Genomic DNA, 21,972 nt, shown 5'->3' with positions numbered 1-21,972 from the left:
CTCATGGCACCCCCATCACCAGTACCCCGCTGCCGCTGGTGGCTCCAGCGGCAGGCAATGACCCGTTGCGGCGGGTCAGCGCAAAGGTCACATCGTCGCCACCACTGCTGTTGGTAATGCGCGTGAGGAACGAACCGCCCACTTGAACCGGGACACCGGCGCGGATCATGGCAGTGCCAACGTCCGGGTTGCTCATCAGCAGCAGGCGCGAATCGAAGGACGAACGGGTGCCCCGGTATGTGATGGTGATGGGTGAGTTGATCCCACCGTCCGGGCATGAATAGCTCAACCGGCGGTTGCTGACAGCGGTGGTTGTCAACGGGTCGATCCCGATCGAGCGCTGGTGCACGGTGCCGAAGTAGACCGTGATCGGGCTGTTGTTATTGATGGTGCAGGTGGACGGCGAGACCTCGAAATTGTTGGCGGCGGAGTAAGTCACGGTAAGCTGCGGCCGTGTACCGTCGTAGTTGTTCGAACTGGTGAGACGCAACAGGCCGAGGTTGTCGCCGACTCGAACATTGATCGGGTTGGTCGGGCTGTTGCGCATCACGATATAGGGCGTGATGTTGACCGGATAACCCACCCCGTTGTTGGGCATCGTGGCCAGATGAATACCACCGGGCACCGGCGTGTTGTAGAACGACCCGTTGATGCGTAATCCGGTTCCTTCTCCGGCAAACTTGGGCCCGGGCGACCAGGGCGTGCCTGCCACACTGCCCGAGCGCCAGTAGTCCTCGCCCCATGCCGGGCCGGCACCGGCGGTAAAGCGGCATTCGAGCCTGGCACCTTCCAGCATGATCCGCGTGCGGTCGGAGCTGAGGGTGACCGTCACGGGCACCTGCAGGTTGGGGTTGCCGTTGACCCAGGGCCCGCCGTTGACCCGGCAATCGACGGCGTGCGCAGTCGTGGCGGCGCCCAACAGGACAAGAAGCGCAAGTGCCTTTCCATAGCCGCGTTTCATGGTGCTCTCTCTGTAAGATTTGACTGTGTGGCGGGTCATGGCACACCCATCACCAGCACCCCGCTGCCGCTGATGGCTCCGGCGGCGGGTATCGAGCCATTGCGACGCACCAGCGAAAACGTCACGTCGTCGCCGCCAACGCTGTTGGTGATGCGCGTCAGGAACGAGCCATTCACCGGGACCGCAGCGCCGGCGCGGACCATCGCCGTGCCGACGTTGGGGTTGGTCGTCATCAACAGACGTGAGTCGAATGACGAAGAGGTGCCTTTGTAGGTGATCGTGATGGGCGTGGTGATCCCTCCGTCCGGGCAGGAATAAGTCAGCCTGCGGTTGCTGACGATAGAGCTGGTCAGCGGATCGGTGCCGATGGCCCGCTGAGGCACACTGCCGAAGTCGACCACGATGGGGTTGTTGTTGTTGATCGTGCAGGTGGACGGGGACACCGTGAAGTTGTTGTTGGCAATGTAGGTGACCGTGAGCTGTGTATAGCCACCCCCGGCATTGTTGGTTTGGGTAAGCCGCAATAACCCGAGGCTGTCGCCGATCCGGATGTCGATGGGGCTCCCCGGACTGTTACGCATCAATATGTAGGGGGTCACGTTGATCGGGTAGGTCACCGCGTTATCGGGCAGGGTCGCCACCCGAATATTCGATGGGACCGGGTTGTTCTGATACGACCCATTGATGCGCAAGCCGGTAGCCTCCCGCAAGAATTTCGGCCCCGGTGTCCAGGGCGCACCAGATCCACTGCCGGTTGCCCAATAGTCCTCTCCCCTGGAGGGTGTCTGGGGGCCTGGGGTGTACCGGCATTCGAGCCGCGCACCTTCGAGCAGGATTCGATTCTGGACAGCGTCCAATCGAACGTTGACGGGCACCTGCAGGTTTACATTCTGGCCACCGCCCACCGAGGACCAGCCTCCACCGTTCACCCGGCAGTCAACGGCTTTCGCCGCCATGCTGGCGCCCATCAGCGTCAATAGCACCGAGACTTCATAGAGTCGATTCATCTTCATCTCGCATTGTTCCTCAACCAGACACGCACTAGGGATAATCGAGGGTGAACGTTGAGGTCACCGTGTACGCGCCATGCCCGATGGTCTGGTCGCTGATGGCCTTGGGTTCGCCCTTTACGTAGGCCTTTAGCTCGATGACATTGGCGCCGTTGGTCAGCACCTGTTCGTCGCTGATGGCATTCAACGGCAGTGGTTTGCTGGCCGGTGTCTCGAGCCCCACCCCGATACCTGACGCCCCGCTGCCGCTGTCCAGTGCGAGCAATCCGGGCAGTTCGCGGTTTTCCCGGCCACCGAAGGTGATGGTGACCGTGTTGCCGACGCTGGTGTCGCAGTCCTCAAGGTGCAGTTGGAAGCCCTTCCCCACCGAACGCGTGTTGAGGTAGAGGTACTTGCTGGTCAGGTCCCAGAGTTCCAGGGTGATCGCCTCGTCGCCGGGGCGGATCGTGCAGGCCTCTTCCACCAGGTTGCCCTTGAAGCTGAGGTTGTCCGCTGCCTGCGCAGTGGGCAGCAGACCGCACGCGAGCAGAAGCGTCAGCCCGGCCTTTTCAAGTATTGGATGTCGCATAGACTTCACTCCTACTCATACTCGGCCAGCAGCGTGGCCACCGCGGTAAACCTGGACGGCGCCAGAATTGCACCTGGCTGCTGCACGGGCACCACTTCCAGGGTCGGTGGCGACGACAGGTTGATGTCCATCGGTTTATTGAGCGCAAATGGCTGGTTGTTTTGAAACACCCGAACCCCCAGCGACGGCACGCTGGTCTGCACCGCTGCGCCATCGAATCCGGTCGGCGTGCCGTTAACGCTCAACCGCAGTTCCCAGGGCAACGTGTCGGTGCCACAACTGATGGTGTAGCCGAGCCCTCGGCGGTATTTCACGCCGTCGATACGTTTGATGCCGACGTCGCCGAAATCGACTTCGATGGTGTTGCCGGCATCGATGGTGCATGGCGGCGGCTCGTTGAGCGTTCCGCTGAACGTCAAGTTGGCCGAGGCGCCATTGCCCAGGCCGAGGGTGCACAGGGCGAGCAAGGCTCGCGGCGGCCAACCGGTCATCGATCGTTTCTCTTTTTGCTTACTCATTGGTAATCCACCACCAGAGTGGCGGCGGCATCGAAGGCGCCGCCGGTGAGCCGGCTGCCCGCGCGCTTGACCGGCACTGCCTGCACCTGCGGGAAATTGGGATGGGTGAAATTCACCCGCGTATTCAACGGCCAATCGCCTCCATTGACGAACAGCTTGACGCCAAGATCGGGTTTGCGCGTCGACAGCACGCGGCTGTCAAAGGCCGCTCCGGTGCCCCTGAGTTCCAGCGTCAACGCATTGCTGAATGGCGAGTCACAGGTGACGGTGTACGGCACGTTGCGCCGGTAGTTGACACCGTCTACCCGTGAGGTTTGCAGGTCGTTGCCAAACGGTACATCCAGGGTGCCGCCGCCGTTGATCACGCACGGCGGCGGCGCAATGATCACCGCGCGGATGATCAGGTTGGTGTTGGCCTGCACGCCCTGGCTGACTGCCCACAACAGGCAGCCTCCCGCCAGCATGGCGCCAGCGCCGATTAACTTAGCCATTGTTCTGCCCTTACTCATAATTGAGCCTGAAATCCACCACGGCCTTGAAAGCCCCGCTGCTCAACGGCGCGGCAGTGCGCGTGGGCCGAACCTGCCAGGTGCGCGTGCTGTTGCCCATCGGCAGCAACAGGGGTTCGCCCCGTTGCCCCAATTGCACATCGCGGCCCAGCGCATCGGTCAATTGCAGACCCACTCCGCTGATGCCCTGCACCTTGACCAGGCGTGGATCATCGGCATCGGCGGGCGCAACAAACGCCACCGACACCACCGGTTGAAAAGCACTCCAGGTCAGGTTGCCGGTTCGTTCACTACGGATGCTGCCTTCGCTACGCTGGCAATCCAGGAAACGCAGTTGAAAGGCCTTGGCTGGCGCTTGGTCGCCGGGCCGCTGCAACTGGCTGGTCGACACTGCGCCCAGGTCGACTGTCTGGTGGATCGAGCTCATCTCCAGACTGCAAGGGGCCTCGTGCATGGACCCGAGAATGTTCAACATCCCGTGCATGCCCTCGATATCCTCGGCCTGCGCGCCCCCCGTAAGGGCCAGTAACAGCCCGCCCAGCACCTTGATACGTTGCGACTTCATGACGTTCTCCAGCGGCAGGCATTACTGAGTGGGCGTTGACGCTTGCACGTCGACCGTGCACGTGTTGCCGGCACAGGTGAAGGCCAGCACCGGGCGGCCGCCGTAGTCATTCACATAGGCCAGGTAAGGCGCATTGCCCAGCGACTGAGCCGTCGGCCCCAGGGTGAGCGCGCCTTTGGGCGGCACCATCAGCGGTTCGAAGCCGGGCAGGGTTTTACCCTCTTTGGTGCTGCGTGCATCCACCAGCGTCACGTAATACGGCGTCGGGTTGTTGACCTTGTAATGTTCGCCTTCGCGGGTCAGGGTCAGCTTCTGCTGCCAGGGGTTGGACAAGTCCTGCTGGCTGGGCATGATCGCTTGCGGTCGGTAGAACAGCTTGATCCGGGTCTGCAGGGCGATCTGCAGGGTGTTGGCCTTTTCGCTGCGTGGCGGAATCTCGCGCAGGTTGAAGTAGTAGACCGTCTCGCGGTCCTGCGGCAGCGACTTGACCGCCGGCAGTGCCTGCACTTTCACCTGGCTCTGCTTGCCCGGTTCCAGGCGTTGCACCGGTGGCAGCACGATCAGCGGCGAGGTGATCTTGTTACCGCTTTCATCTTCGATCCAGCCCTGGGCCAGGTAGGGCAACTGGGTATTGTTGTTGGTGATATTGACGCTGGTGGCCTCCTTGCCGCCGTCGAAAATCACGCGGGTGCGGTCCAGGCCAACGGCGGCGAAGGCGCTGTTGCTCAAGGCCAGTAACGCCAGGGCCAGCAGGGTGAAACGCGTAGTGAGCATCATGTGGCGGTGTTCTCCATGTCGAGGTGCTTCCCGGGCAGCGCGGCTGGCTCGGGTGAGGATTGTTCAGCGGCTACCGGGCGGCAGCCGAGTTGCAGGGCATCGGTCAAACCATCGTCGGGCAGGACGGCGGGCAGCGTGAGGATGCAGCGCTCGCGTCCGCCCCAACTGACGATCATCAACTCCCCGACCTGGATGCCGCTGAGGTACACATTGCCGTCGTCATTGACGATGCCGGTGTCCTGCTGCTTGACGTTTTTCACCGTGGCGCCGAACGGCGGTGCGCTGCCATCGGCCAGGCGCAGCACAGCCATCGCCTTGGCTCCAGCGATCACATCCAGGGATCGGTAGCCGATGGCCCCTTCGGTAAGCGTCAGCTGAGTGACCGACTGCATGGCTTCAACGTTGCTCGGCAAGCGTTCGAGATCGACACTCGCCGCCGTGCGCTGATAGCTGCTGATATCGGAAATCACCGCTTTGCCGAACGCATTGCTGCGCGTCGGCGAGCCGTAGCCGCGCACCGGTACATCGGGCACACCACCGGTATCGACCATCAGCCGCGTGCCGCCGGTGCTGCCGGTACGGTGCAGCGCCGCGCCCTGGGCCGTGAGCGTGCCACCGCCGCGAGCCGATACGCTGAGGGTGCGGTAATCGCCTTCCTGCGTGCTGGCGCTGAGGTCGATGTCGGCCTGATCGCCCATGTGGCTCAAGTACGCACTGGCCGAACGGTTGCTGGCACTCAACTGGTAGCTGTTGCGCTCGTCGATGCGGTCGCTGTAGCGCGATGAAAAGGTGTTGTTGCCACCCGCCCGGTTGGAATCCAGCGCCAGGGTGCCGGTGCGCCCCAGCGGCAGGCTCACCGTGAGCGCCATGCCGTTGTCCTGGTGCTGGTATTCCTGGCTGCGGTACAGGTTCAGCGACAGGCTCATGTTCTTGACGCTGCCCACGTTGAAGTAGCGCGACAGCGACAGGTTCCAGCGCTGGGTGTCCGGCCGGCTCCAGTAGGTCTGCTTGTTGTAGCTGGCATAGACCGTAGCGCCAAGATCACGAAACTGCTTGTTGACCGTGACCGTATACAGCGCCTTGCTGCCGCCGATCGGCTTCCAGCTCTCGACGTATTCACCGTGTTCATTGAGCGTGCCGCGTCCGCCGGCGCGCTCGCCGTTCAACCCGTAATGGCGGGCGTCCAGGTATTCACTCATGCTCAGGAAGTTTTTCTCGGAGAAGCGGTAACCGGCGAACGTTACCTGGCTGTCGTACTCCTCGAAGTTCTTGGAATATTGCAGGCGGTAGGATTTGCCCGTCAGCGTATCGCCCCAGAGCTGGGCGCGGGACTGCGTGACGTCCACCGACACAGCGCCGAATGCCAGCAGGTCGCGACCGGCTCCGACGGACAGCGCGCGATAATTGTTGTCCGTCATGCCGCCGCCAAACAGCGACCAACCGTTGCTGACACCCCAGGAGAATTCCCCGGTGCCGAACATGTTGCCGTCAGAGCCGTAATGAAGGTTGGTCGGTCGCCCGGCCGCCAGCTTGTACCGTACCTGTCCGGGCCGCGTCAGATAAGGCACGCCGGCGGTATCGACCTTGAAGCTGTGCACAGAACCGTCCTGCTCTTCAACCCGCACATCCAGCGAACCCGTCACCGCATCGTGAAGATCCTGGATACGAAACGGGCCGGCGGCCACCAGGGTTTCATAGAGCACGCGGCCCTTCTGGCTGATGATGACCTTGGCATTGGTCTTGGCCACCCCGATCACTTCGGGGGCGTAACCGCGCAGGTTCGGCGGCAACTGGCTCTGATCCGAATTGAGCGACGCCCCGGTAAAGCGGAAGCTGTCGAACAGGTCCGAATACAGGTAGTCCTCGCCCACCACCAGCCGCGCCTTCAGTGCAGGAATGGCGCGGTAGGCGTAGAAACGACTCCATTCCAGCTTCTGATTGCCATACGCGCCTTCGTTGGCGCGCTCGACCCGACCCTGCCAATCGGCGCGCACGCGCCAGGCCCCGGCATTGGCGCCGACAGTGCCGTTGCCACTGAGGTTGTTTCGGGTGCCGTCGTTTCTCCGGTAGTTGGACTGTGCCGTCAGGTTGTAGTCCACCAACAGCCCTGGAACGCCTTCGTCCCAACGCGCGGGCGGGTCCCAGTTGATGGCGCTGTACTCAAGGTAGGCATGGGGCAAACTGATGCTCAGCGTGGAGGTGGCCAGGTCGCCACTGACTTCCATGCCGGGCAGGCTTTGCGGATCCAGGCACTCGCCGCCTTTCCACCAGGTGAACCTGGCCACTGCGGCCGCTTTGAGGCCCAACTGCTCGACAAGACTTGCGGATAAACAGGCCTGGCTTCCCTTCGGATCATCATCCGGGGCATGGAACGCCACCGATTGCTCAGGAATAGACTGGCCATTCAACTGCACGACCATCGAGTAGGTGCCCGGCAGGATAAACCCGCTGCGTGCAAACCGAGACAAGTCGATATTGGTACGATCACTCAGATCAAGAACGTCGGTATTGAACTCGATGTCCCCGGCCCCCAGCGCTGATCCTGCCAGTGTCATCAACCCGCCAAAGAGACTGGGGCGAAGCGTATTTCTGACCTTCGACGTATTCCACATGCAAGCAACCCATCATTCTTCAAAAGTATTCCAACTTGAACCGCACAGCGGCACGATGAGGCCCGACAACTATCGGGCGCCCGTTACCCACCAGACGAAGCGTGAAGTGCAGGGTCATGTCGCCCTCGACCAAGGGTTTGCGCGGCAAGGCTTCACCTGGAACGCTGCCGTGACCGTCCGCATCGGTGATATCCAGCGCAACGCCCTGGGATTCACCAAACAACGCAAAAGAGCGCCCGCCCATGTCGCTGGCACCGTCGAACATCACGCGCAGGTGCTCCCAATCCGGCAGGCTCGCGCCAGGGCGGAATGGATCGGGGCGACTCAACGAACAATTGATCAGGCGCAGCTCGAAGGGATGAGGATTTCCCTGCGTATTGCGCAGCAGACGACCGACAGGCTCGGCCGGCATTTCGATGGTTTGATCACGACTGGCCAGTTCCAGCCCGCAGGCCGAGTCCATCACCTGCCCTCCCAATGTGACGATCCCTTCGCCCTGGGACGCCGCGATGCCAGGGTTGGTGAAGCTCATCAGGGAACAGGCGACAGCGAGACTTATGAATGTTTTCACCTTTATCTCCCGCCAGGTTCCCCGCCGCACCCGCTGCGGCGGGGGAACAGACTTACTGGTAAGCCAGGGTGAAGTTGGTGACGGCGCTGAAATCACCCGGAATGATCGGGTCGGTGGCGGCGCCTTTCACGTAGGCACCGAATTCCAGGGTGTTGTCACCCGTGCTGATGATCTGCGGCGCGGTAGGCTTGCCCAGCTCAACCAGGCTGCCGCCGTGGCTCATCATGATGCCCACGCCGCCGGCGCTGCCGACGGTACCGATCGCACCCGGCACCACAGTCGACGGTGCTGCGGTGAAGGTGGTGGTTACGGTGTTGTCGGTGAGGCCGGACAAATCGCAGCCTTCGAGTTTGATCAGGACCTGTCGAGGGTTGGATTGACCTCCCGACTGCAACTGATGCTTGGCGATGGCACCCAGCGGAACGGTTTGATCGACGGACTCAGGCTTGATGGAGCAAGCGCCCGAATGCACTGAACCGGTGAACGTTACTGTTCCATCAGCCGCCTGAACAGACGCCGAACCTGCCAACAAACCGATAGCCAACAGCGCGGTTTTCATTTTGGTTTTCATATTGCACATATCCATCTAATAAAATTGCCAGTAAGGGAGCCCGGCCCCGTTGCTCGTGAACTACGGGCGTTGAGGACCAGTGACACGGAAAGGCTTCCGTGTGTTTCCAACAAGTTGCATTGACAACAGGGCGCTCGATCAGCGCCGGAGAAGTATCCCGAGTTACTTGTGGGAAGTAAGCAGGTGCTTTCGCTTACTCGAGTAGTCGAAAGTCAATACAACTTATGGGAAAAAACTGGCACTTTGCCAAAACTTTGAATTTGACTGTAAGAAATGGACTACTTGAAGTTATCAAGAACTATTAGTACCTAATAGCGACTGTAAGAACGGTATTACAAGTTGCACCAAGATGAACTAAACAACGCGTATCCAGATATGAATGTGCCTGAGGGGCAGCGTGACCGTCCGTCAGCACAGCTTGCCTCTGTTTCAAGATATATCTTAAGTTGTATCTAACCATGACGGAGAGCAGACACATGAAAGAGCATCATCATCCCCACCACGACAGCCGCGACGGCTTTGAGAGACGCCCAGGCCGCGAACGTGGGGGCCGCGGCCCCCGCGTGTTCGCACCCGGTGACCTGAAATTGCTGCTGCCGGCGCTGATCGCCGAACAGCCGTGCCATGGCTACGACCTGATCCGCCGTATCGAGGGTCTGTTCGACGGCGCCTACAGCCCCAGCCCCGGTGTGATCTACCCCACCCTGACCTTTCTCGAAGAGAGCGAATTGATCAGCGGCGACGCTGAGGGCGGAAAAAAACGCTACACAATCACCGACGCCGGTCGTCTCTTCCTGAGTGAGCAAGCGGTGGCCCTGGACGGCGTGCGCATGCGCATCGACGTGAGCAAGCGTTCATTGCGTGGCCAGGACCGCCCGCCGCAGATCCATGAGGCGGTGCACAACGTGCGCCATGCCCTGCATTCGCACCACGGGCGCTGGAGCCCGGAAGAAATCGAACGTGTCGCGGCGCTGCTCAACCGCACCGCGCAAGCCATTGCCGACGGGAAGGACCAATGAATACCCAAGCCATCCATCGCGTGACCCATGAAATCAAACGTCGCCGTCTCGAGGTGCTGCGCGTGGTCGACATCACCCCGCGCATGCGCCGCGTCACCCTCGGCGGCCCTGAACTGGAGGGTTTCGTAAGCCTGGGCAGCGACGATCACATCAAGCTGCTGTTCCCGCAGAACGCCGCCGAGCAGGCCGCGCTGGAAAGCCCGACGTTCAGCATCAAGGGCGACGGCCCGCAGCCGGCCATGCGCGACTACACGCCACGACGCTTTGACCTGGACATTGGTGAATTGGATATCGACTTCGTGCTGCACGGCGATGGCCCCGCTTCCACCTGGTCGAGCAGGTCAAGGTCGGCCAGCACCTGTATATCGGTGGGCCACGGGGTTCGATGATCGTGCCGGATATCTTCGACAGCTACCTGCTGATCGGCGACGAAACCGCACTGCCGGCCATTGGCCGACGCCTTGAAGAACTGCCGGCCGGGCGCCAGGTGCTGGCGGTGATTGAAATCGAGAATGAAGCGGAGCAGCAGGCCCTGCAAAGTGCGGCGGACGTACGAGTGATCTGGGTCATACGTGGCCGCAATGACTTGCTGGATACGGTGCAGAAGCTGACGCTGCCGGATGGCTCGCTGTACTGCTTCGTCGCCACCGAATCCAGGCTATCGCGCCAACTGCGTCGCGTGCTGCTGGACACCCACCAGGTCAACGAAGAACTCCTCAAGGCCGCCGGCTACTGGCGCGCGCAAGGCAGCGACGAAGCCTGAGCCAGGCCATGTGAAAGACTCGACGCTGTAACTCTGTGGCGAGCGGGCTTGCCCCGCGTTGGGGTGCGAAGCGCCCCCAATCAAGGACAGCACAGTGTGACTGATAGTGCGCAGAGCCTGGTTTTGGGGCTGCTTCGCAGCCCAACGCGGGGCAAGCCCGCTCGCCACAACAAGCCCACCTCAGTTCGCGCAAGTCTTCGCATACTTGCCCAGCCCCACCATGACCAGCACAAACCTCATCAGGTCAACGAAGAATTCCTCAAGGTCCCCGGCTACTGGCGCGCGCAAGGCAGCGACGAAGCCTGAGCCAGGCCATGTGAAAGACTCGACGCTGTAACTCTGTGGCGAGCGGGCTTGCCCCGCGTTGGGGTGCGAAGCGCCCCCAATCAAGGAAAACGCAGTGTGCCTGACACTGCGCAGAGCCTGGTTTTGGGGCTGCTACGTAGCCCAACGCGGGGCAAGCCCGCTCGCCACAACATGCCCACCTCAGTTCGTGCAAGCCTTTGAATATTTACCCAACCCACCATGGCCAGCGCGACTAACACGAACCTCATCAGGTCAACGAAGAATTCCTCAAGGCCGCCGGCTACTGGCGCGCGCAAGGCAGCGACGAAGCCTGAGCCAGGCCATGTGAAAGACTCGACGCTGTAACTCTGTGGCGAGCGGGCTTGCCCCGCGTTGGGGTGCGAAGCGCCCCCAATCAAGGAAAACGCAGTGTGCCTGACACTGCGCAGAGCCTGGTTTTGGGGCTGCTTCGCAGCCCAACGCGGGGCAAGCCCGCTCGCCACAACAAGCCCACCTCAGTTCGCGCAAGTCTTCGCATACTTGCCCAGCCCCACCATGACCAGCACAAACCTCATCAGGTCAACGAAGAATTCCTCAAGGTCCCCGGCTACTGGCGCGCGCAAGGCAGCGACGAAGCCTGAGCCAGGCCATGTGAAAGCCTCGACGCTGTAACTCTGTGGCGAGCGGGCTTGCCCCGCGTTGGGGTGCGAAGCGCCCCCAATCAAGGACAGCGCAATGTGACTGATAGTGCGTAGAGCCTGGTTTTGGGGCTGCTTCGCAGCCCAACGCGGTGCAAGCCCGCTCGCCACAACAAGCCCACATCAGTTCGCGCAAGTCTTCGCATACTTGCCCAGCCCCACCATGACCAGCGCGACCAGCACGAACCCCACCAGAATGCCTGCGGCATTCACAAACACCTGTGGATAACCCAGCGTGCCCACGTCGATGAACGGGTATTGATACTGTCCCAGCAAATCCCCGCGCAGCAGCACATAGCCGAAGTACACCAGTGGGTAGATCACCCAACCCGCAATGTGCTTGAAACGCAATGAGTCCTTGGGCACGCAGCGCCACCAGTAGATAAAGAACAGCAGCGGCATCACGTCGTGCAGCAGTTCATCGGCGATAAACTGAAAGCCTTGCGGGCTCCATAAATGCCGCAATAGCAGGTTGTAAGCCAGGCTCACGAAGACGATGCTCACGGCGACTCCACTGCTGACCCTGGGCGCCAGGAAAAAACGTTTGGCGGCGCCACTCCGAGGTACCAGCGCATAGCTCAGCACCACCACCGACAGGGTATTGGTCAGCACCGTGAAGAAACTGAAAAAGTTGACCAGCCCACCCAACAGGCTGGCGCCGGTCTCCCAGCGCGAATGGAAAATCAGGTACTGCTGAATTGCCAGCCCCACCCAACCGGCCAGCGCCGCCGCCGCAATGAAACGCTTCATCGGCTCAGTCCAGCGGACGTTTGGTGCGCATCAGCTTGACGTACAACCCTTCGACTTTCTCCCGCGCCCACGGCGTTTTACGCAGGAACGTCAGGCTCGACTTGATGCTCGGGTCGCTCTTGAAACAGCGCACATCGATACGTTCGGCAAGGCCCGACCATTCGTAGTGTTCCACCAGGGTAGTGAGGACGTGTTGCAGGGTCACGCCGTGCAGTGGGTCGTTGTGTGTTGCGGTCATGCGGGGCCTATCAGGGAAATGATCACGAGGGGGCACACCTTACCACCGCGCCGATCCAGGTAAAAAGTTCCCCTTCCCGGCGAAAAAAGAGATGTTATATTGTAACTACAAATATCAAACGTTTTACCAAGGAATGTACGATGTCTCTCTGCTCTCTGTGGCGCCTGACCCCACTCGCTGCCGCCCTGCTGATCTGCTCTGAAGCCCACGCCCTTGAATTGCAACCCCAGGTCATCACCGGCAACCCGCTGGGCAGCCAACAGCTCGCCTCGCCCACCACCGTGCTCGAAGGCGATGACCTGACCCTGCAACAGAAAGGCAGCCTTGGCGAAACCCTGAACAAGCAGCCGGGCGTGTCGTCTTCGTACTTCGGGCCGGGCGCCAGTCGGCCGATCATCCGCGGCCAGGACGGCGACCGCATTCGCATTCTGCGCAACGGCGTGGGCGCGCTGGATGCCTCGTCACTGTCCTACGACCACGCGGTGCCGCTGGACCCGGTCAATGTCGAGCGCGTTGAAATCGTGCGCGGCCCGGCGGCGCTGTTGTATGGCGGCAGCGCCATCGGCGGCGTGGTCAACACCTTCGACAATCGCATCCCCACCGAAGCCATCGAAGGCATCCACGGTGCCGGCGAGTTGCGCTACGGCGGCGCCGACACCACCCGCAGCAGCGCAGGCAAACTGGAAGCCGGCAACGGTGCCTTCGCGCTGCACCTGGACGCCAACGCACGGGAATTCGACGACCTGAAGATCCCCGGTTTCGCACGCAGCCGCCACGCGCCGGTCAGCGAGGACGGCCCTGGCAAAGACGGGCGACTGGGCAACAGCGACGGGCGCCAGGACGGCGGTGCCGTGGGTGGTTCCTACACCTGGGACGACGGTTATGCCGGGCTGTCCTACAGCACTTACGACGCCAATTACGGCTCTCCGGCCGAACAGGCGGTGCGTATCCGCATGAAGCAGGACCACTACGCCTTCGCCTCCGAGATCCGCAACCTGCAAGGCCCGTTTACCTCGGTAAAACTCGACGCGGGCTACACCGATTACGAGCACCGCGAAATCGAGGGTGGCGAGACTGGAACAATCTTCAAGAACAAGGGCTACGAGGCCCGCGTCGAAGCGCGCCACCAGCCCATCGGCCCGCTCGACGGCGTGGTCGGCGCCCAGGTAACGCGCAACGAGTTCTCCGCACTGGGCGAAGAAGCCTTCGTGCCACAGACCGACACCAATGCCGCTGCGCTGTTTATTCTCGAAGAGCTGCAAGCCACCGAGCGCCTGAAACTCAGCCTCGGCGGGCGCCTGGAACACACCAGCGTCGACCCCGATGCCAAGGGCAACGCACGCTTTGCCGCAGCCGACAATAGCAACGATTTCACCGCCGGCAGCCTGTCCTCGGGCGCGGTGTACACGCTGACCCCCATCTGGTCGGTGGCCGCCACTCTGGGCTACACCGAGCGCGCACCGACCTTCTACGAGCTGTACGCCAACGGCGCCCACGTCGCCACCGGCACCTATGAACTGGGCGACGCCAACCTGAAGAAAGAAAAGGCCGTGTCCAGCGACCTGGCGCTGCGCTTCGACAACGGCACCCACAAGGGCAGCTTCGGTGTGTTCTACAGCCACTTCTCCAATTACATCGGCCTGCTGGGCACCGGTCGCACCTTGAACGACGAAGGCGAAGCCGACCCGAGCGGCATCCCCGAGTACACCTACTCCGGCGTGCGTGCCCGTTTCGCCGGCTTCGAAGCCCAGGATCACTGGAAACTCGGCGAAAGCGCCTACGGCAAGTTCGCTCTGGAACTGTCGGGCGATTACACCCGAGCCACCAACCTCGACACCGGCGAAGCCCTGCCGCGCATTGCGCCATTACGCATGAGCAGCGGCCTGCTGTGGGAGTTGGACCGCTGGCAGGCACGCATCGACGTGGAACATGCCGCCGGCCAGGGCCGCGTGCCGGACAACGAAAGCGGCACCGACGGCTACACCACCCTGGGCGCCAGCGCCGGTTACCACTTCAACATGGGGGGCAGCCAATGGCTGGCGTTCGTCAACGGTGAAAACCTGACCAACCAGACCGTGCGCTACGCCAGCTCGATCCTGCGCGACATCGCCCCGGCACCGGGGCGCAGTGTGCAGGTCGGCGTGCGTACCATCTTCTAACGCCCGCACTGCAGTTCCCCTGTGGGAGGGGGCTTGCTCCCTCCCACATGAGCCCGCTAACCCCTTAAGTTTTTGCCGCGACATTCAGTCACTGTTACCAAATCTGAAATGATGCATCTTGCGATTTACGCTTTCTCAAAACGCCCCGCCGCATTATCCTTCGCAACAATCTGAAACGCTTCACCTCCCGGTCATCCCCTTTCGCCGAAAGTCCCCAAGCATAAAGACAGCGCTGTCTTAAATCGGCCTGCGTATGGGGAATCTATCGTCCGCTTGTGGATAAGCCTCGCGTTCCCCAGAAATAGCAAAAAAACCCTGAACCAAGCCCGCGTCGAATCGTCATCTACAGTGAAGCGCGGGGTTACATAATTATTCCAACGTGACGGAGAAACACACTATGAGCACTGATGGTGCTTCGAGCCCAAGCCGCCTGCTGCCCAGGCTGCTTGGCGTCTTGCTGCTGATCATGGGGCTGGCCTTGCTGGCCGGCGGCGTCAAGCTGAGCATGCTCGGCGGATCGCTGTACTACCTGCTGGCCGGTATCGGCCTCATCCTGACCGGCGTCCTGCTGCTGGCCACCCGCCGCGCGGCGCTGGGTCTTTACGCGCTGGTGCTGTTCGCCAGCACCGTGTGGGCCTTGTGGGAAGTCGGCCTGGACTGGTGGCAGTTGGTGCCGCGCCTGGCGCTGCTGTTCGCCCTGGGTCTGGTCATGCTGCTGCCGTGGTTTCGCCGTCCGTTGCTGCGTGGTCAACCTGCGCCGCTGGGCACCGGCGCGCTGAGCGTGGCCGTGGTGCTGGCGGGTGCCGCCGCACTGGCCAGCCAGTTCACCACCCCAGGTGTCATGGTCAAGAAAGGCCAGCTCGACCGCGACGCAGTGCCGGGCATGGCCAACGCCGCACCCGCCCAGGCCGACGGGGACTGGAACTCCTACGGCCGTTCGGCCTTCGGTGATCGCTACTCGCCACTGGCGCAGATCACCCCGGCCAACGCGCACAAGCTGGTGCCGGCGTGGACCTTCCGCACCGGCGACATCCCGGGCGCCGGTGATCCGGGCGAGACCACTGCGGAAAACACCCCGCTCAAGGTCAACGGCATGCTCTACGTGTGCACCCCGCACAGCCAGGTCATTGCCCTGGACCCGGACACCGGCAAGGAAATCTGGCGCTTCGATCCGAAGATCAGCAGCCAGGGCGCCGAGAACTTCAAGGGGTGGGCGCACATGACCTGCCGTGGCGTGTCGTATCACGATGACGCCGCCTACGCCTCCGAGCAAAGCCCCACCGGCAGCGCCAGCCCGGCCGCCGCGCCGACGGCCTGCCCGAAACGCATCTTCGTACCGACCGCCGACACTCGTCTGATCGCCCTCAACGCCGACACCGGCAAGATGTGTGAAGACTTCGGCGACAAAGGCCAGATCGACCTGCGCGCCAACATCGGCAGCTTCGCGCCAGGCGGTTACTACTCCACTTCGCCACCGGCGGTCACCAAAAACCTCGTAGTGATCGGCGGCCACGTCACCGACAACGTTTCGACGGACGAGCCAAGCGGCGTGATCCGCGCGTTCGACGTGCACACCGGCAAGCTGGTGTGGAACTGGGACAGCGGCAACCCGGACGACACCACCCCGTTGGCCGAAGGCCAGACCTACACGCGCAACTCGCCGAACATGTGGTCCATGTTCGCCGTGGATGAAAAACTCGGCATGCTCTACCTGCCGATGGGCAACCAGATGCCCGACCAGTACGGCGGCGACCGTACCGACGAATCCGAGAAATACGCCTCCGGCCTCACCGCCCTGGACATCGACAGCGGCCATGTGAAATGGAGCTTCCAGTTCACTCACCACGACCTGTGGGACATGGACGTGGGTGGCCAGCCGTCGCTGATCGACGTCAAGACCGAAGCCGGCGTCAAGCAGGCAGTGATGGCCTCGACCAAGCAAGGCAGCATCTACGTGCTGGACCGCGCGACCGGCCAGCCGGTCGTGCCGATCCACGAAGTGGCGGTGCCGCAAGGCGCAGTGGCAGGTGATCGCACCTCCCCTACTCAGCCCAAATCCGAGCTGAACTTCATGCCGCCGCCGCTCAAAGAGCGCGACATGTGGGGCGTGACCCCATTCGACCAGATGCTGTGCCGCATCGATTTCAAATCCATGCGCTACGACGGCCCGTTCACCCCGCCATCGCTGCAGGGCTCGATCGTGTACCCGGGTAACTTCGGCGTGTTCGACTGGGGCGGCATTTCGGTCGACCCGGTGCGTCAGATCGCGTTTGTGAACCCCAGCTACATGGCGTTCAAATCCAAGCTGATCCCGGCCGCCGAGATCGCCAAACAAGGCCCGCGCGTCAGCGAAACCGAAGGCGTGCAGCCGAACAAAGGCGCGCCGTACGGCGTGATCCTCGAAGCACTGCTGTCGCCACTGGGCCTGCCGTGCCAGGCACCGGCGTGGGGTTATGTGGCCGCGGTCGACCTGACCAACCACCAGACCATCTGGATGCACAAGAACGGCACCGTGCGTGACAGCTCGCCGATTCCGATCCCGCTGACCATGGGCGTACCGAGCCTGGGCGGAACCTTCACCACTGCCGGCGGCGTCGCGTTCCTCAGCGGCACCCTCGACCAGTACCTGCGTGCCTACGACGTAAAAAACGGCAAGCAACTGTGGGAAGGTCGCCTGCCAGCCGGCGCGCAGACCACACCGATGACCTACACCGGCAAGGACGGCAAGCAATACGTGCTGGTCATGGCCGGCGGTCATGGCTCCCTGGGCACCAAGCAAGGCGACTACGTGATGGCGTTCAAACTGCCTGATTAAGCGGCACGGGCGGTCATAAAAAGGCGGCTACCCTCAACAGGTAGCCGCCTTTTTAATGGGGCATAAACACTCAATGTGAGAAGTTTCAGGCACAACCCCCATCCCTGTGGCGAGCGGGCTTGCCACAGCGTCTCCAGTTTGTTGTGCAACAGCGCAGGCTAGTGCTCGATCACCTCACCGCGCAATGCCGCCAACCGCGCAATCAGGCGGTTCTGCACCGGTACGGCGATGCCTTCCTTGTCCATCGCCGCAATCAAATCCTCCACCAGCGCATTGAAGTCACTGCGGGTCACGTTCTGGCCCTTGTGGGTCTCGGCCATGCTATCCCCGGTGTAGGTGCACGGCCCGCCCGCCTCCACGCAGAATTTCTCGATCAGTTTGTTGCGCAAACGCTGGATATCGACGCGCCGGAAGTGCTCGACGATACGCGGATCACGGGCCACGTTGAGCAGCATGCCTTCCACAATCCGCGTAATGCCGGGCATCGCGCCCAGGTCGCGGTACAGGCTGTCATCCCTGGGCGGTTGCTGGGCACAGGCGCTGAGCAGCACTGCCAGTACAACCGGTAGAAAGCGCATCAGAAACTCCCCTGCACTGACAGATAGGTGCCGTTCTGGTCAGCCAGCGTGGCGATTTCGCCGAGGCGCGCGTAGGCCAGCACCACCGACACATGCTTGTTGGGAAAGTAGCCGACAAACAGATCCGCCCAATCGCTTTCGCGGGCAAATGACAGGTTGTCCGGTTTTTCCCGGTATTCCACGCCGACCGCCCAGCGCGGGTTGAACAGCACCGCCACCGAGCCCTCCTTCAGCAGGCTGCGACGGTCGCGGCGGTCGCCGCCAAAACCGAGCAGGCCGGTTTCATTGGCGCGGCTGTAGCGCAGGCTGCCGTTGACCAGCACGTTGTAACCAAAGGCCGCGCCCATCAACAAACGGCTGGCGGCGAGATAGCCTTCCACATCGCTGTCGCGCCTGGCGCCGACCAGGCGAGGAATGTCGAAATTGTTCTGGTGTTTGTATTCCAGGCCCAGGGACACCTGGGGCAAACGGTCGTAAATCACGTCGCCGAACAACCGCACCTTCATCCCCAGCACATCCTGGCCAAGATGGTCATCCGGCAGGTTGAGCCGGTGCACCAGGGTGCCGAGGTCAAAACGTTGCCGGGCGAAAGACAGCTCGACACGGTTGTCATAGGCCAGCGCCAGCCCGGCCACATCCAGGCGATAATCCGGCAGGTTGACCGTGGTGGCGAACGCCGTGGCGCCCCACTCGTGCTGCTCGCCATAACCGGCAAGTACCGCCCACGGCGTGATGCCGCCGCCGGCTGCGCCTTCGAGGCTGCTGGCACCGCCGGTGGCGATCAGGCGGCCGTTATCGGCCTGGGCGGTTTGCACAGTCAGGGCGGCCAGGCAGCCGATCAGGAAAAGACGCACGTCGGCCTACTCAATGAACCAGGGAAGTTTGCGCACTGAGCGGCAACGCCACCCAGGCTTCGAAAGCATCGGCGCTCAACGGCCGGCTGATCAGGTAGCCTTGCGCCGTGTCGCACTGCCAGCGCTCCAGCAGGCGCAGGCTGTGGGCGTACTCGACGCCCTCTGCGACCACCTTGAGGCCAAGGTTGTGGCTCATCTCGATGGTGGAACGCACGATCACCGCGTCCTCACTGGTTTCATCGAGGTTGCGCACGAACGACTGGTCGATCTTCAGCTCCTGCACCGGCAGGCGCTTGAGGTGGGCCAGCGATGAATAACCGGTGCCGAAGTCATCCACCGACAGGCTGATACCGCAGTCGCGCAGCAGGTGCAGGACTTTCAGGGCCTTTTCCGGCTCGCGCATCACCGCGCTCTCGGTGATCTCGAACACCAGTTGCTCGGCCGGCAAGCCATAGCGCCGCAGCAGCGCCGAGACGCGGTGCGCCAGTTCGTCGCCCTGCAAGTCTTCTGCCGAGATGTTCAGCGACAGTTGCAGGTACAGGCCGCGCCGGTTCCATTCGCACAGCTGGCGGATGCCCTCCTCGATCACCCACTGGGTCAGCAAGCGGATGCTGCCGGAGCGCTCGGCCAGGGGGATGAATTCCGCCGGCGAGATCATGCCGAAGTGCGGGTGCTGCCAGCGCAGCAAGGCTTCGGCCTGGCGCACATGGCCGTGGCGAATGTCCAGCTTGGGCTGATAGTGCAGCAGTAATTGCCCCTGGCCGGGCGCGTGGCGCAGGTCGCGGATCAGGGTGATCTGGCGGCGATGGGCAAGGTCACTGCCCTGCTTGTAAACCTGCAGGCGCCCGGGGATTTTCGCGGCGTCCGTCATGGCAATCGCGGCGCGTTCGAGCAAGGTGTGTGCGGTTTCGCCATCGGCCGGGTAGGTCGCGATGCCAAGGCGGCAGTCCAGCGCCAGGTCATGGCCGTTGATGCTTTGGGGGCGCAGCAGCAATTGTTGAAGTTTGTCGGCCATGCCCACCGCCTCGTCGCTGCCGGCGCCTTCGAGCAACAACAGAAACTCGTCGGCGATCAGATGCGCCAGCGTATCGCCGGGGCGCAGCACCGCTTGCAGGCGCCGGCCGACGGTGAGCAGCAATTGGTCCACCGCGTCCGGCCCGGCAGCTTCGCTGGCGGCACGCAGGTTATCGATGCCCAGGTGAATCAGCGCAATCGGCCGCTGCAGGGCAATCGCGCTGCCCAGACGTTCCATCGCCAGTGCGCGGTTCGGCAGGCCGGTGAGGCGATCATGCAGCGCGTTGTGCGCCAGTTGCTGCTCGCGTTCGGCGATGCCTTTTTGCATGGCATTGAGCGCGCCGGCCAGCAAACCCAGTTCGTCGCTGCGGGTCAGGGTCACCGGCGTGAGGTAGTGGCCTTGCCCGATACGCTCGGCCGCCGATGCCAGCGCCTGCACCGGTCGCGACACCGTGCGCGCCAGCAGCAAGGCACCGATCAAAGAGGCCAGCAGCGCCACCAGCGCAATGCCGAGGATCTTTTCATCGAGCGGCACGAACGCCTGCATTGCCGCATCCAAGGGGCTTTGCAGAAGCGCCAGCACTTTACCGTCGTCGTCGCTGGCCAGCACCAGCGACTGGCTGAGGAAGCTGTGTTCCAGATGATCAGTGGTCGATACGCCCCGGCGGCTCGAATCGCCCTCCATCAGGTCCAGGATGCTTTCGCGCAGCGCCTGCGGCTGGGTGCTGACCAACTCGCCGGGCACCCCTTTGTCGATTGCCAGGAACGACACTTCCAGGTTGCTCAACGAGCGCAACTCATCGGCAAACGTGCCGTCCATGCTGAAGCCCATCACCACCCGCGCAATCGGCAGCGGTGCCAGCACCGACGCTTCCACCAGAAGGTGCGGCCGGCCTTGCAGCGGCACGATGAGCGTGGCCTGGTGCTTGCTTTTGGCTTCGCGCAGTGCCTGGTCGTAGCGGAAGGTCGAGCCTTCAGGCACTTCGCTCAGGGTGCTGGACAGGACTTTGCCGTCCATGCCGAGCAGGATCATGTCGCTGGCATTGATGCGCTTGCCATGGTTAAGCAGCACCGAGCGCATCGTCGCCGAATCGCCACTGGCCACCGCATCGCGAAAGCCGAAGTCAGTGGCCAGCAGTTGCACAGCATCGGCCAGGCGTCGGCTGCGCGCATCCAACAGGCGTTCGAACACCCGCGAGCCTACCTCCAATTGGGTCATGGCCTGGCCGCGCACCGCTGAGCGGGTCGCGACTTTCACACTGAAATACAACGCACCGATCACCACCAGCGACAGCAGGATCAATACCGTGGCGACCCGCGCCTGGAAACTACTGCGCAGTTTCATGGGCGGCTCGATGGAAGGCCTCGCCAAACGCCGATGGCGTGGGCGGAAGATCGGCGGACACCGGCTCCAGGGCCAGCACCACGCTGTGGCTCAGGCCCGTGGCGGGAATGTGCAGGGTGCCGCCGTCCAACGGCTGCATGGCCTTGAGTTGCGGGTGCCACAGGGTGGCGTGGTAGTCGCCGGGCGGCAGTTGCTCCAGGCGCACACGGCCCTGAGCGTCACTGACACCGAACACCGGGTCGTCGGTGACGTAGATGTAGCCGAGCATCCAGTCATGGATATTGCAGCCCAGCACCACCACGCCGGCCTTGTCGAACAGCAGCGGTTCGCTCGGCGTGCCTTCATACAGGCGCAACTCGAACCGCTTGGCGGCCGAGAAGGAATACACCTGATGACGAATGTTGTCGCTGTTGGGGAAGAGCACCTGGGTGCCCGTGTGCACGGCCAGCACATGAGGCGCGAAACGCTGGCCGCGCTGGTCCATATCGGCCTTGAGCAGCCCCGTCGGCGCATGGGCCGGGCCCTGCAGGGTGACCACTGCATCCGCCACCGGGCTGCCATCGGCCTGATGCATGACCACCTCGAGCGTGGCCGCCGAGACGGGGCCAGCCGCCGCCAGTAACAGCGCCGCGCGAGATAGCAGTTGAACAACTCGACCCATGGGAGATCCGCGAATTAAGGAGAAAAGCGGCCAGCCTTGGCAAAAATTGGAACCAATGGCAGCTATGATGCCGCAAGCAAGGCAAAGGGCCACCATTGAACAGCGTCGCACGCCTGACCGTCGGTCGGTAA

General features: G+C 62.5%; 19 protein-coding genes and 1 pseudogene. 4 read left to right on the top strand and 16 right to left on the bottom strand.

From position 1 onward, the window contains the following. Window position 1: 1 nt before the first annotated feature. Genes VRB54_RS05085 through VRB54_RS05040 form a run of 10 tightly spaced genes read right to left on the bottom strand, consistent with a single transcriptional unit; the run spans window position 2 to window position 8,662 of the window. Window positions 2-961, bottom strand: a complete 960-nt coding sequence (locus VRB54_RS05085; RefSeq protein WP_338479776.1) for a fimbrial protein — start codon at window positions 959-961, stop codon at window positions 2-4. 35 nt (window positions 962-996) lie between these two features. Next, entirely contained in the window at window positions 997-1,968 is a 972-nt protein-coding gene (locus VRB54_RS05080) for a fimbrial protein (protein ID WP_338481057.1), read from the bottom strand. Between the two features lie 34 nt (window positions 1,969-2,002). Continuing rightward, window positions 2,003-2,539, bottom strand: a complete 537-nt coding sequence (locus VRB54_RS05075; protein ID WP_338479775.1) for a fimbrial protein — start codon at window positions 2,537-2,539, stop codon at window positions 2,003-2,005. An 11-nt stretch (window positions 2,540-2,550) separates the two neighbouring features. Next, on the bottom strand, window positions 2,551-3,030 hold the full coding sequence (locus tag VRB54_RS05070) for a fimbrial protein (RefSeq protein ID WP_338481056.1): 480 nt from the start codon (window positions 3,028-3,030) through the stop codon (window positions 2,551-2,553). A 23-nt stretch (window positions 3,031-3,053) separates the two neighbouring features. After that, window positions 3,054-3,548: a fimbrial protein gene (locus VRB54_RS05065; RefSeq protein ID WP_338479774.1), complete on the bottom strand. Its 495-nt coding sequence runs from the start codon at window positions 3,546-3,548 to the stop codon at window positions 3,054-3,056. 10 nt (window positions 3,549-3,558) lie between these two features. Then, window positions 3,559-4,131 carry a fimbrial protein gene (locus VRB54_RS05060; protein ID WP_338479773.1) on the bottom strand — a complete coding sequence of 191 codons (573 nt, stop codon included), beginning with the start codon at window positions 4,129-4,131 and terminating at the stop codon, window positions 3,559-3,561. 21 nt (window positions 4,132-4,152) lie between these two features. Beyond that, window positions 4,153-4,908: a fimbria/pilus periplasmic chaperone gene (locus tag VRB54_RS05055; RefSeq protein ID WP_338479771.1), complete on the bottom strand. Its 756-nt coding sequence runs from the start codon at window positions 4,906-4,908 to the stop codon at window positions 4,153-4,155. Next, the gene (locus VRB54_RS05050) at window positions 4,905-7,520 is read right to left on the bottom strand and encodes an outer membrane usher protein (protein WP_338479770.1); all 2,616 of its coding nucleotides are present in this window, start codon (window positions 7,518-7,520) and stop codon (window positions 4,905-4,907) included. Before VRB54_RS05050 ends, VRB54_RS05055 begins: the two co-directional genes overlap by 4 nt. 19 nt (window positions 7,521-7,539) lie before the next feature. Then, a complete protein-coding gene (locus VRB54_RS05045; protein ID WP_338479769.1) occupies window positions 7,540-8,091 on the bottom strand; it encodes a fimbrial protein in 552 nt (183 codons plus the stop codon). Window positions 8,092-8,143: 52 nt separating this feature from the next. Next, window positions 8,144-8,662 (bottom strand): fimbrial protein, encoded by a 519-nt coding sequence (locus VRB54_RS05040; protein WP_338479768.1) that lies wholly within the window; start codon window positions 8,660-8,662, stop codon window positions 8,144-8,146. Between the two features lie 476 nt (window positions 8,663-9,138). On the opposite strand from VRB54_RS05040, the gene VRB54_RS05035 reads away from it, so the two are divergent. Both VRB54_RS05035 and VRB54_RS05030 read left to right on the top strand, forming a co-directional pair. Then, window positions 9,139-9,681 (top strand): PadR family transcriptional regulator, encoded by a 543-nt coding sequence (locus VRB54_RS05035; protein WP_338479766.1) that lies wholly within the window; start codon window positions 9,139-9,141, stop codon window positions 9,679-9,681. Next, window positions 9,678-10,444, top strand: a pseudogene (locus VRB54_RS05030) (siderophore-interacting protein). The gene VRB54_RS05035 and the pseudogene VRB54_RS05030 overlap by 4 nt, the downstream one beginning before the upstream one ends. 1,106 nt (window positions 10,445-11,550) lie before the next feature. Here VRB54_RS05030 and VRB54_RS05025 read toward each other — a convergent pair. After that, window positions 11,551-12,177, bottom strand: coding sequence for a Pr6Pr family membrane protein (locus tag VRB54_RS05025; RefSeq protein ID WP_338479764.1), 627 nt, complete (start codon window positions 12,175-12,177; stop codon window positions 11,551-11,553). A 4-nt stretch (window positions 12,178-12,181) separates the two neighbouring features. Beyond that, window positions 12,182-12,415 (bottom strand): VF530 family DNA-binding protein, encoded by a 234-nt coding sequence (locus tag VRB54_RS05020; protein ID WP_015371321.1) that lies wholly within the window; start codon window positions 12,413-12,415, stop codon window positions 12,182-12,184. Between the two features lie 140 nt (window positions 12,416-12,555). Between VRB54_RS05020 and VRB54_RS05015 the strand changes: the two genes are divergently transcribed. Beyond that, window positions 12,556-14,574, top strand: a complete 2,019-nt coding sequence (locus tag VRB54_RS05015; protein WP_338479760.1) for a TonB-dependent receptor — start codon at window positions 12,556-12,558, stop codon at window positions 14,572-14,574. 397 nt (window positions 14,575-14,971) lie between these two features. Then, on the top strand, window positions 14,972-17,389 hold the full coding sequence (locus VRB54_RS05010; protein ID WP_338479759.1) for a glucose/quinate/shikimate family membrane-bound PQQ-dependent dehydrogenase: 2,418 nt from the start codon (window positions 14,972-14,974) through the stop codon (window positions 17,387-17,389). A 158-nt stretch (window positions 17,390-17,547) separates the two neighbouring features. Here the strand turns inward: VRB54_RS05010 and VRB54_RS05005 are convergent, their stop codons facing one another. From VRB54_RS05005 to VRB54_RS04990, 4 genes are read right to left on the bottom strand one after another with little or no spacing between them, the layout of a single operon-like run. Further along, window positions 17,548-17,967, bottom strand: a complete 420-nt coding sequence (locus tag VRB54_RS05005) for a group 1 truncated hemoglobin (RefSeq protein WP_338479758.1) — start codon at window positions 17,965-17,967, stop codon at window positions 17,548-17,550. Next, window positions 17,967-18,821: a DUF3034 family protein gene (locus tag VRB54_RS05000; protein ID WP_338479757.1), complete on the bottom strand. Its 855-nt coding sequence runs from the start codon at window positions 18,819-18,821 to the stop codon at window positions 17,967-17,969. The genes VRB54_RS05005 and VRB54_RS05000 overlap by 1 nt, the downstream gene beginning before the upstream one ends. Before the next feature lie 10 nt (window positions 18,822-18,831). Continuing rightward, on the bottom strand, window positions 18,832-21,180 hold the full coding sequence (locus VRB54_RS04995) for a putative bifunctional diguanylate cyclase/phosphodiesterase (RefSeq protein WP_338479756.1): 2,349 nt from the start codon (window positions 21,178-21,180) through the stop codon (window positions 18,832-18,834). After that, a complete protein-coding gene (locus VRB54_RS04990) occupies window positions 21,164-21,841 on the bottom strand; it encodes a methylamine utilization protein (protein WP_338479755.1) in 678 nt (225 codons plus the stop codon). Before VRB54_RS04990 ends, VRB54_RS04995 begins: the two co-directional genes overlap by 17 nt. Between the last annotated feature and the right edge of the window lie 131 nt (window positions 21,842-21,972).

It is taken from the genome of Pseudomonas trivialis, from assembly GCF_036864995.1.
In the GTDB taxonomy this organism is placed as follows: domain Bacteria; phylum Pseudomonadota; class Gammaproteobacteria; order Pseudomonadales; family Pseudomonadaceae; genus Aquipseudomonas; species Aquipseudomonas trivialis.
This window is presented reverse-complemented; position numbering and strand designations above follow the sequence as displayed.

Excerpts from the sequence above, each read along its gene's own strand:
- VRB54_RS05050 (WP_338479770.1), bottom strand. The coding sequence starts at position 7,520 with ATGTGGAATACGTCGAAGGTCAGAAATACGCTTCGCCCCAGTCTCTTT.
- VRB54_RS05005 (WP_338479758.1), bottom strand. The coding sequence starts at position 17,967 with ATGCGCTTTCTACCGGTTGTACTGGCAGTGCTGCTCAGCGCCTGTGCC.
- VRB54_RS05020 (WP_015371321.1), bottom strand. The coding sequence starts at position 12,415 with ATGACCGCAACACACAACGACCCACTGCACGGCGTGACCCTGCAACAC.
- VRB54_RS04990 (WP_338479755.1), bottom strand. The coding sequence starts at position 21,841 with ATGGGTCGAGTTGTTCAACTGCTATCTCGCGCGGCGCTGTTACTGGCG.
- VRB54_RS05035 (WP_338479766.1), top strand. The coding sequence starts at position 9,139 with ATGAAAGAGCATCATCATCCCCACCACGACAGCCGCGACGGCTTTGAG.
- VRB54_RS05085 (WP_338479776.1), bottom strand. The coding sequence starts at position 961 with ATGAAACGCGGCTATGGAAAGGCACTTGCGCTTCTTGTCCTGTTGGGC.
- VRB54_RS05010 (WP_338479759.1), top strand. The coding sequence starts at position 14,972 with ATGAGCACTGATGGTGCTTCGAGCCCAAGCCGCCTGCTGCCCAGGCTG.
- VRB54_RS05055 (WP_338479771.1), bottom strand. The coding sequence starts at position 4,908 with ATGATGCTCACTACGCGTTTCACCCTGCTGGCCCTGGCGTTACTGGCC.
- VRB54_RS05070 (WP_338481056.1), bottom strand. The coding sequence starts at position 3,030 with ATGACCGGTTGGCCGCCGCGAGCCTTGCTCGCCCTGTGCACCCTCGGC.
- VRB54_RS05015 (WP_338479760.1), top strand. The coding sequence starts at position 12,556 with ATGTCTCTCTGCTCTCTGTGGCGCCTGACCCCACTCGCTGCCGCCCTG.
- VRB54_RS05040 (WP_338479768.1), bottom strand. The coding sequence starts at position 8,662 with ATGAAAACCAAAATGAAAACCGCGCTGTTGGCTATCGGTTTGTTGGCA.
- VRB54_RS05080 (WP_338481057.1), bottom strand. The coding sequence starts at position 1,968 with ATGAATCGACTCTATGAAGTCTCGGTGCTATTGACGCTGATGGGCGCC.
- VRB54_RS05060 (WP_338479773.1), bottom strand. The coding sequence starts at position 4,131 with ATGAAGTCGCAACGTATCAAGGTGCTGGGCGGGCTGTTACTGGCCCTT.
- VRB54_RS05025 (WP_338479764.1), bottom strand. The coding sequence starts at position 12,177 with ATGAAGCGTTTCATTGCGGCGGCGGCGCTGGCCGGTTGGGTGGGGCTG.
- VRB54_RS04995 (WP_338479756.1), bottom strand. The coding sequence starts at position 21,180 with ATGAAACTGCGCAGTAGTTTCCAGGCGCGGGTCGCCACGGTATTGATC.
- VRB54_RS05065 (WP_338479774.1), bottom strand. The coding sequence starts at position 3,548 with ATGGCTAAGTTAATCGGCGCTGGCGCCATGCTGGCGGGAGGCTGCCTG.
- VRB54_RS05075 (WP_338479775.1), bottom strand. The coding sequence starts at position 2,539 with ATGCGACATCCAATACTTGAAAAGGCCGGGCTGACGCTTCTGCTCGCG.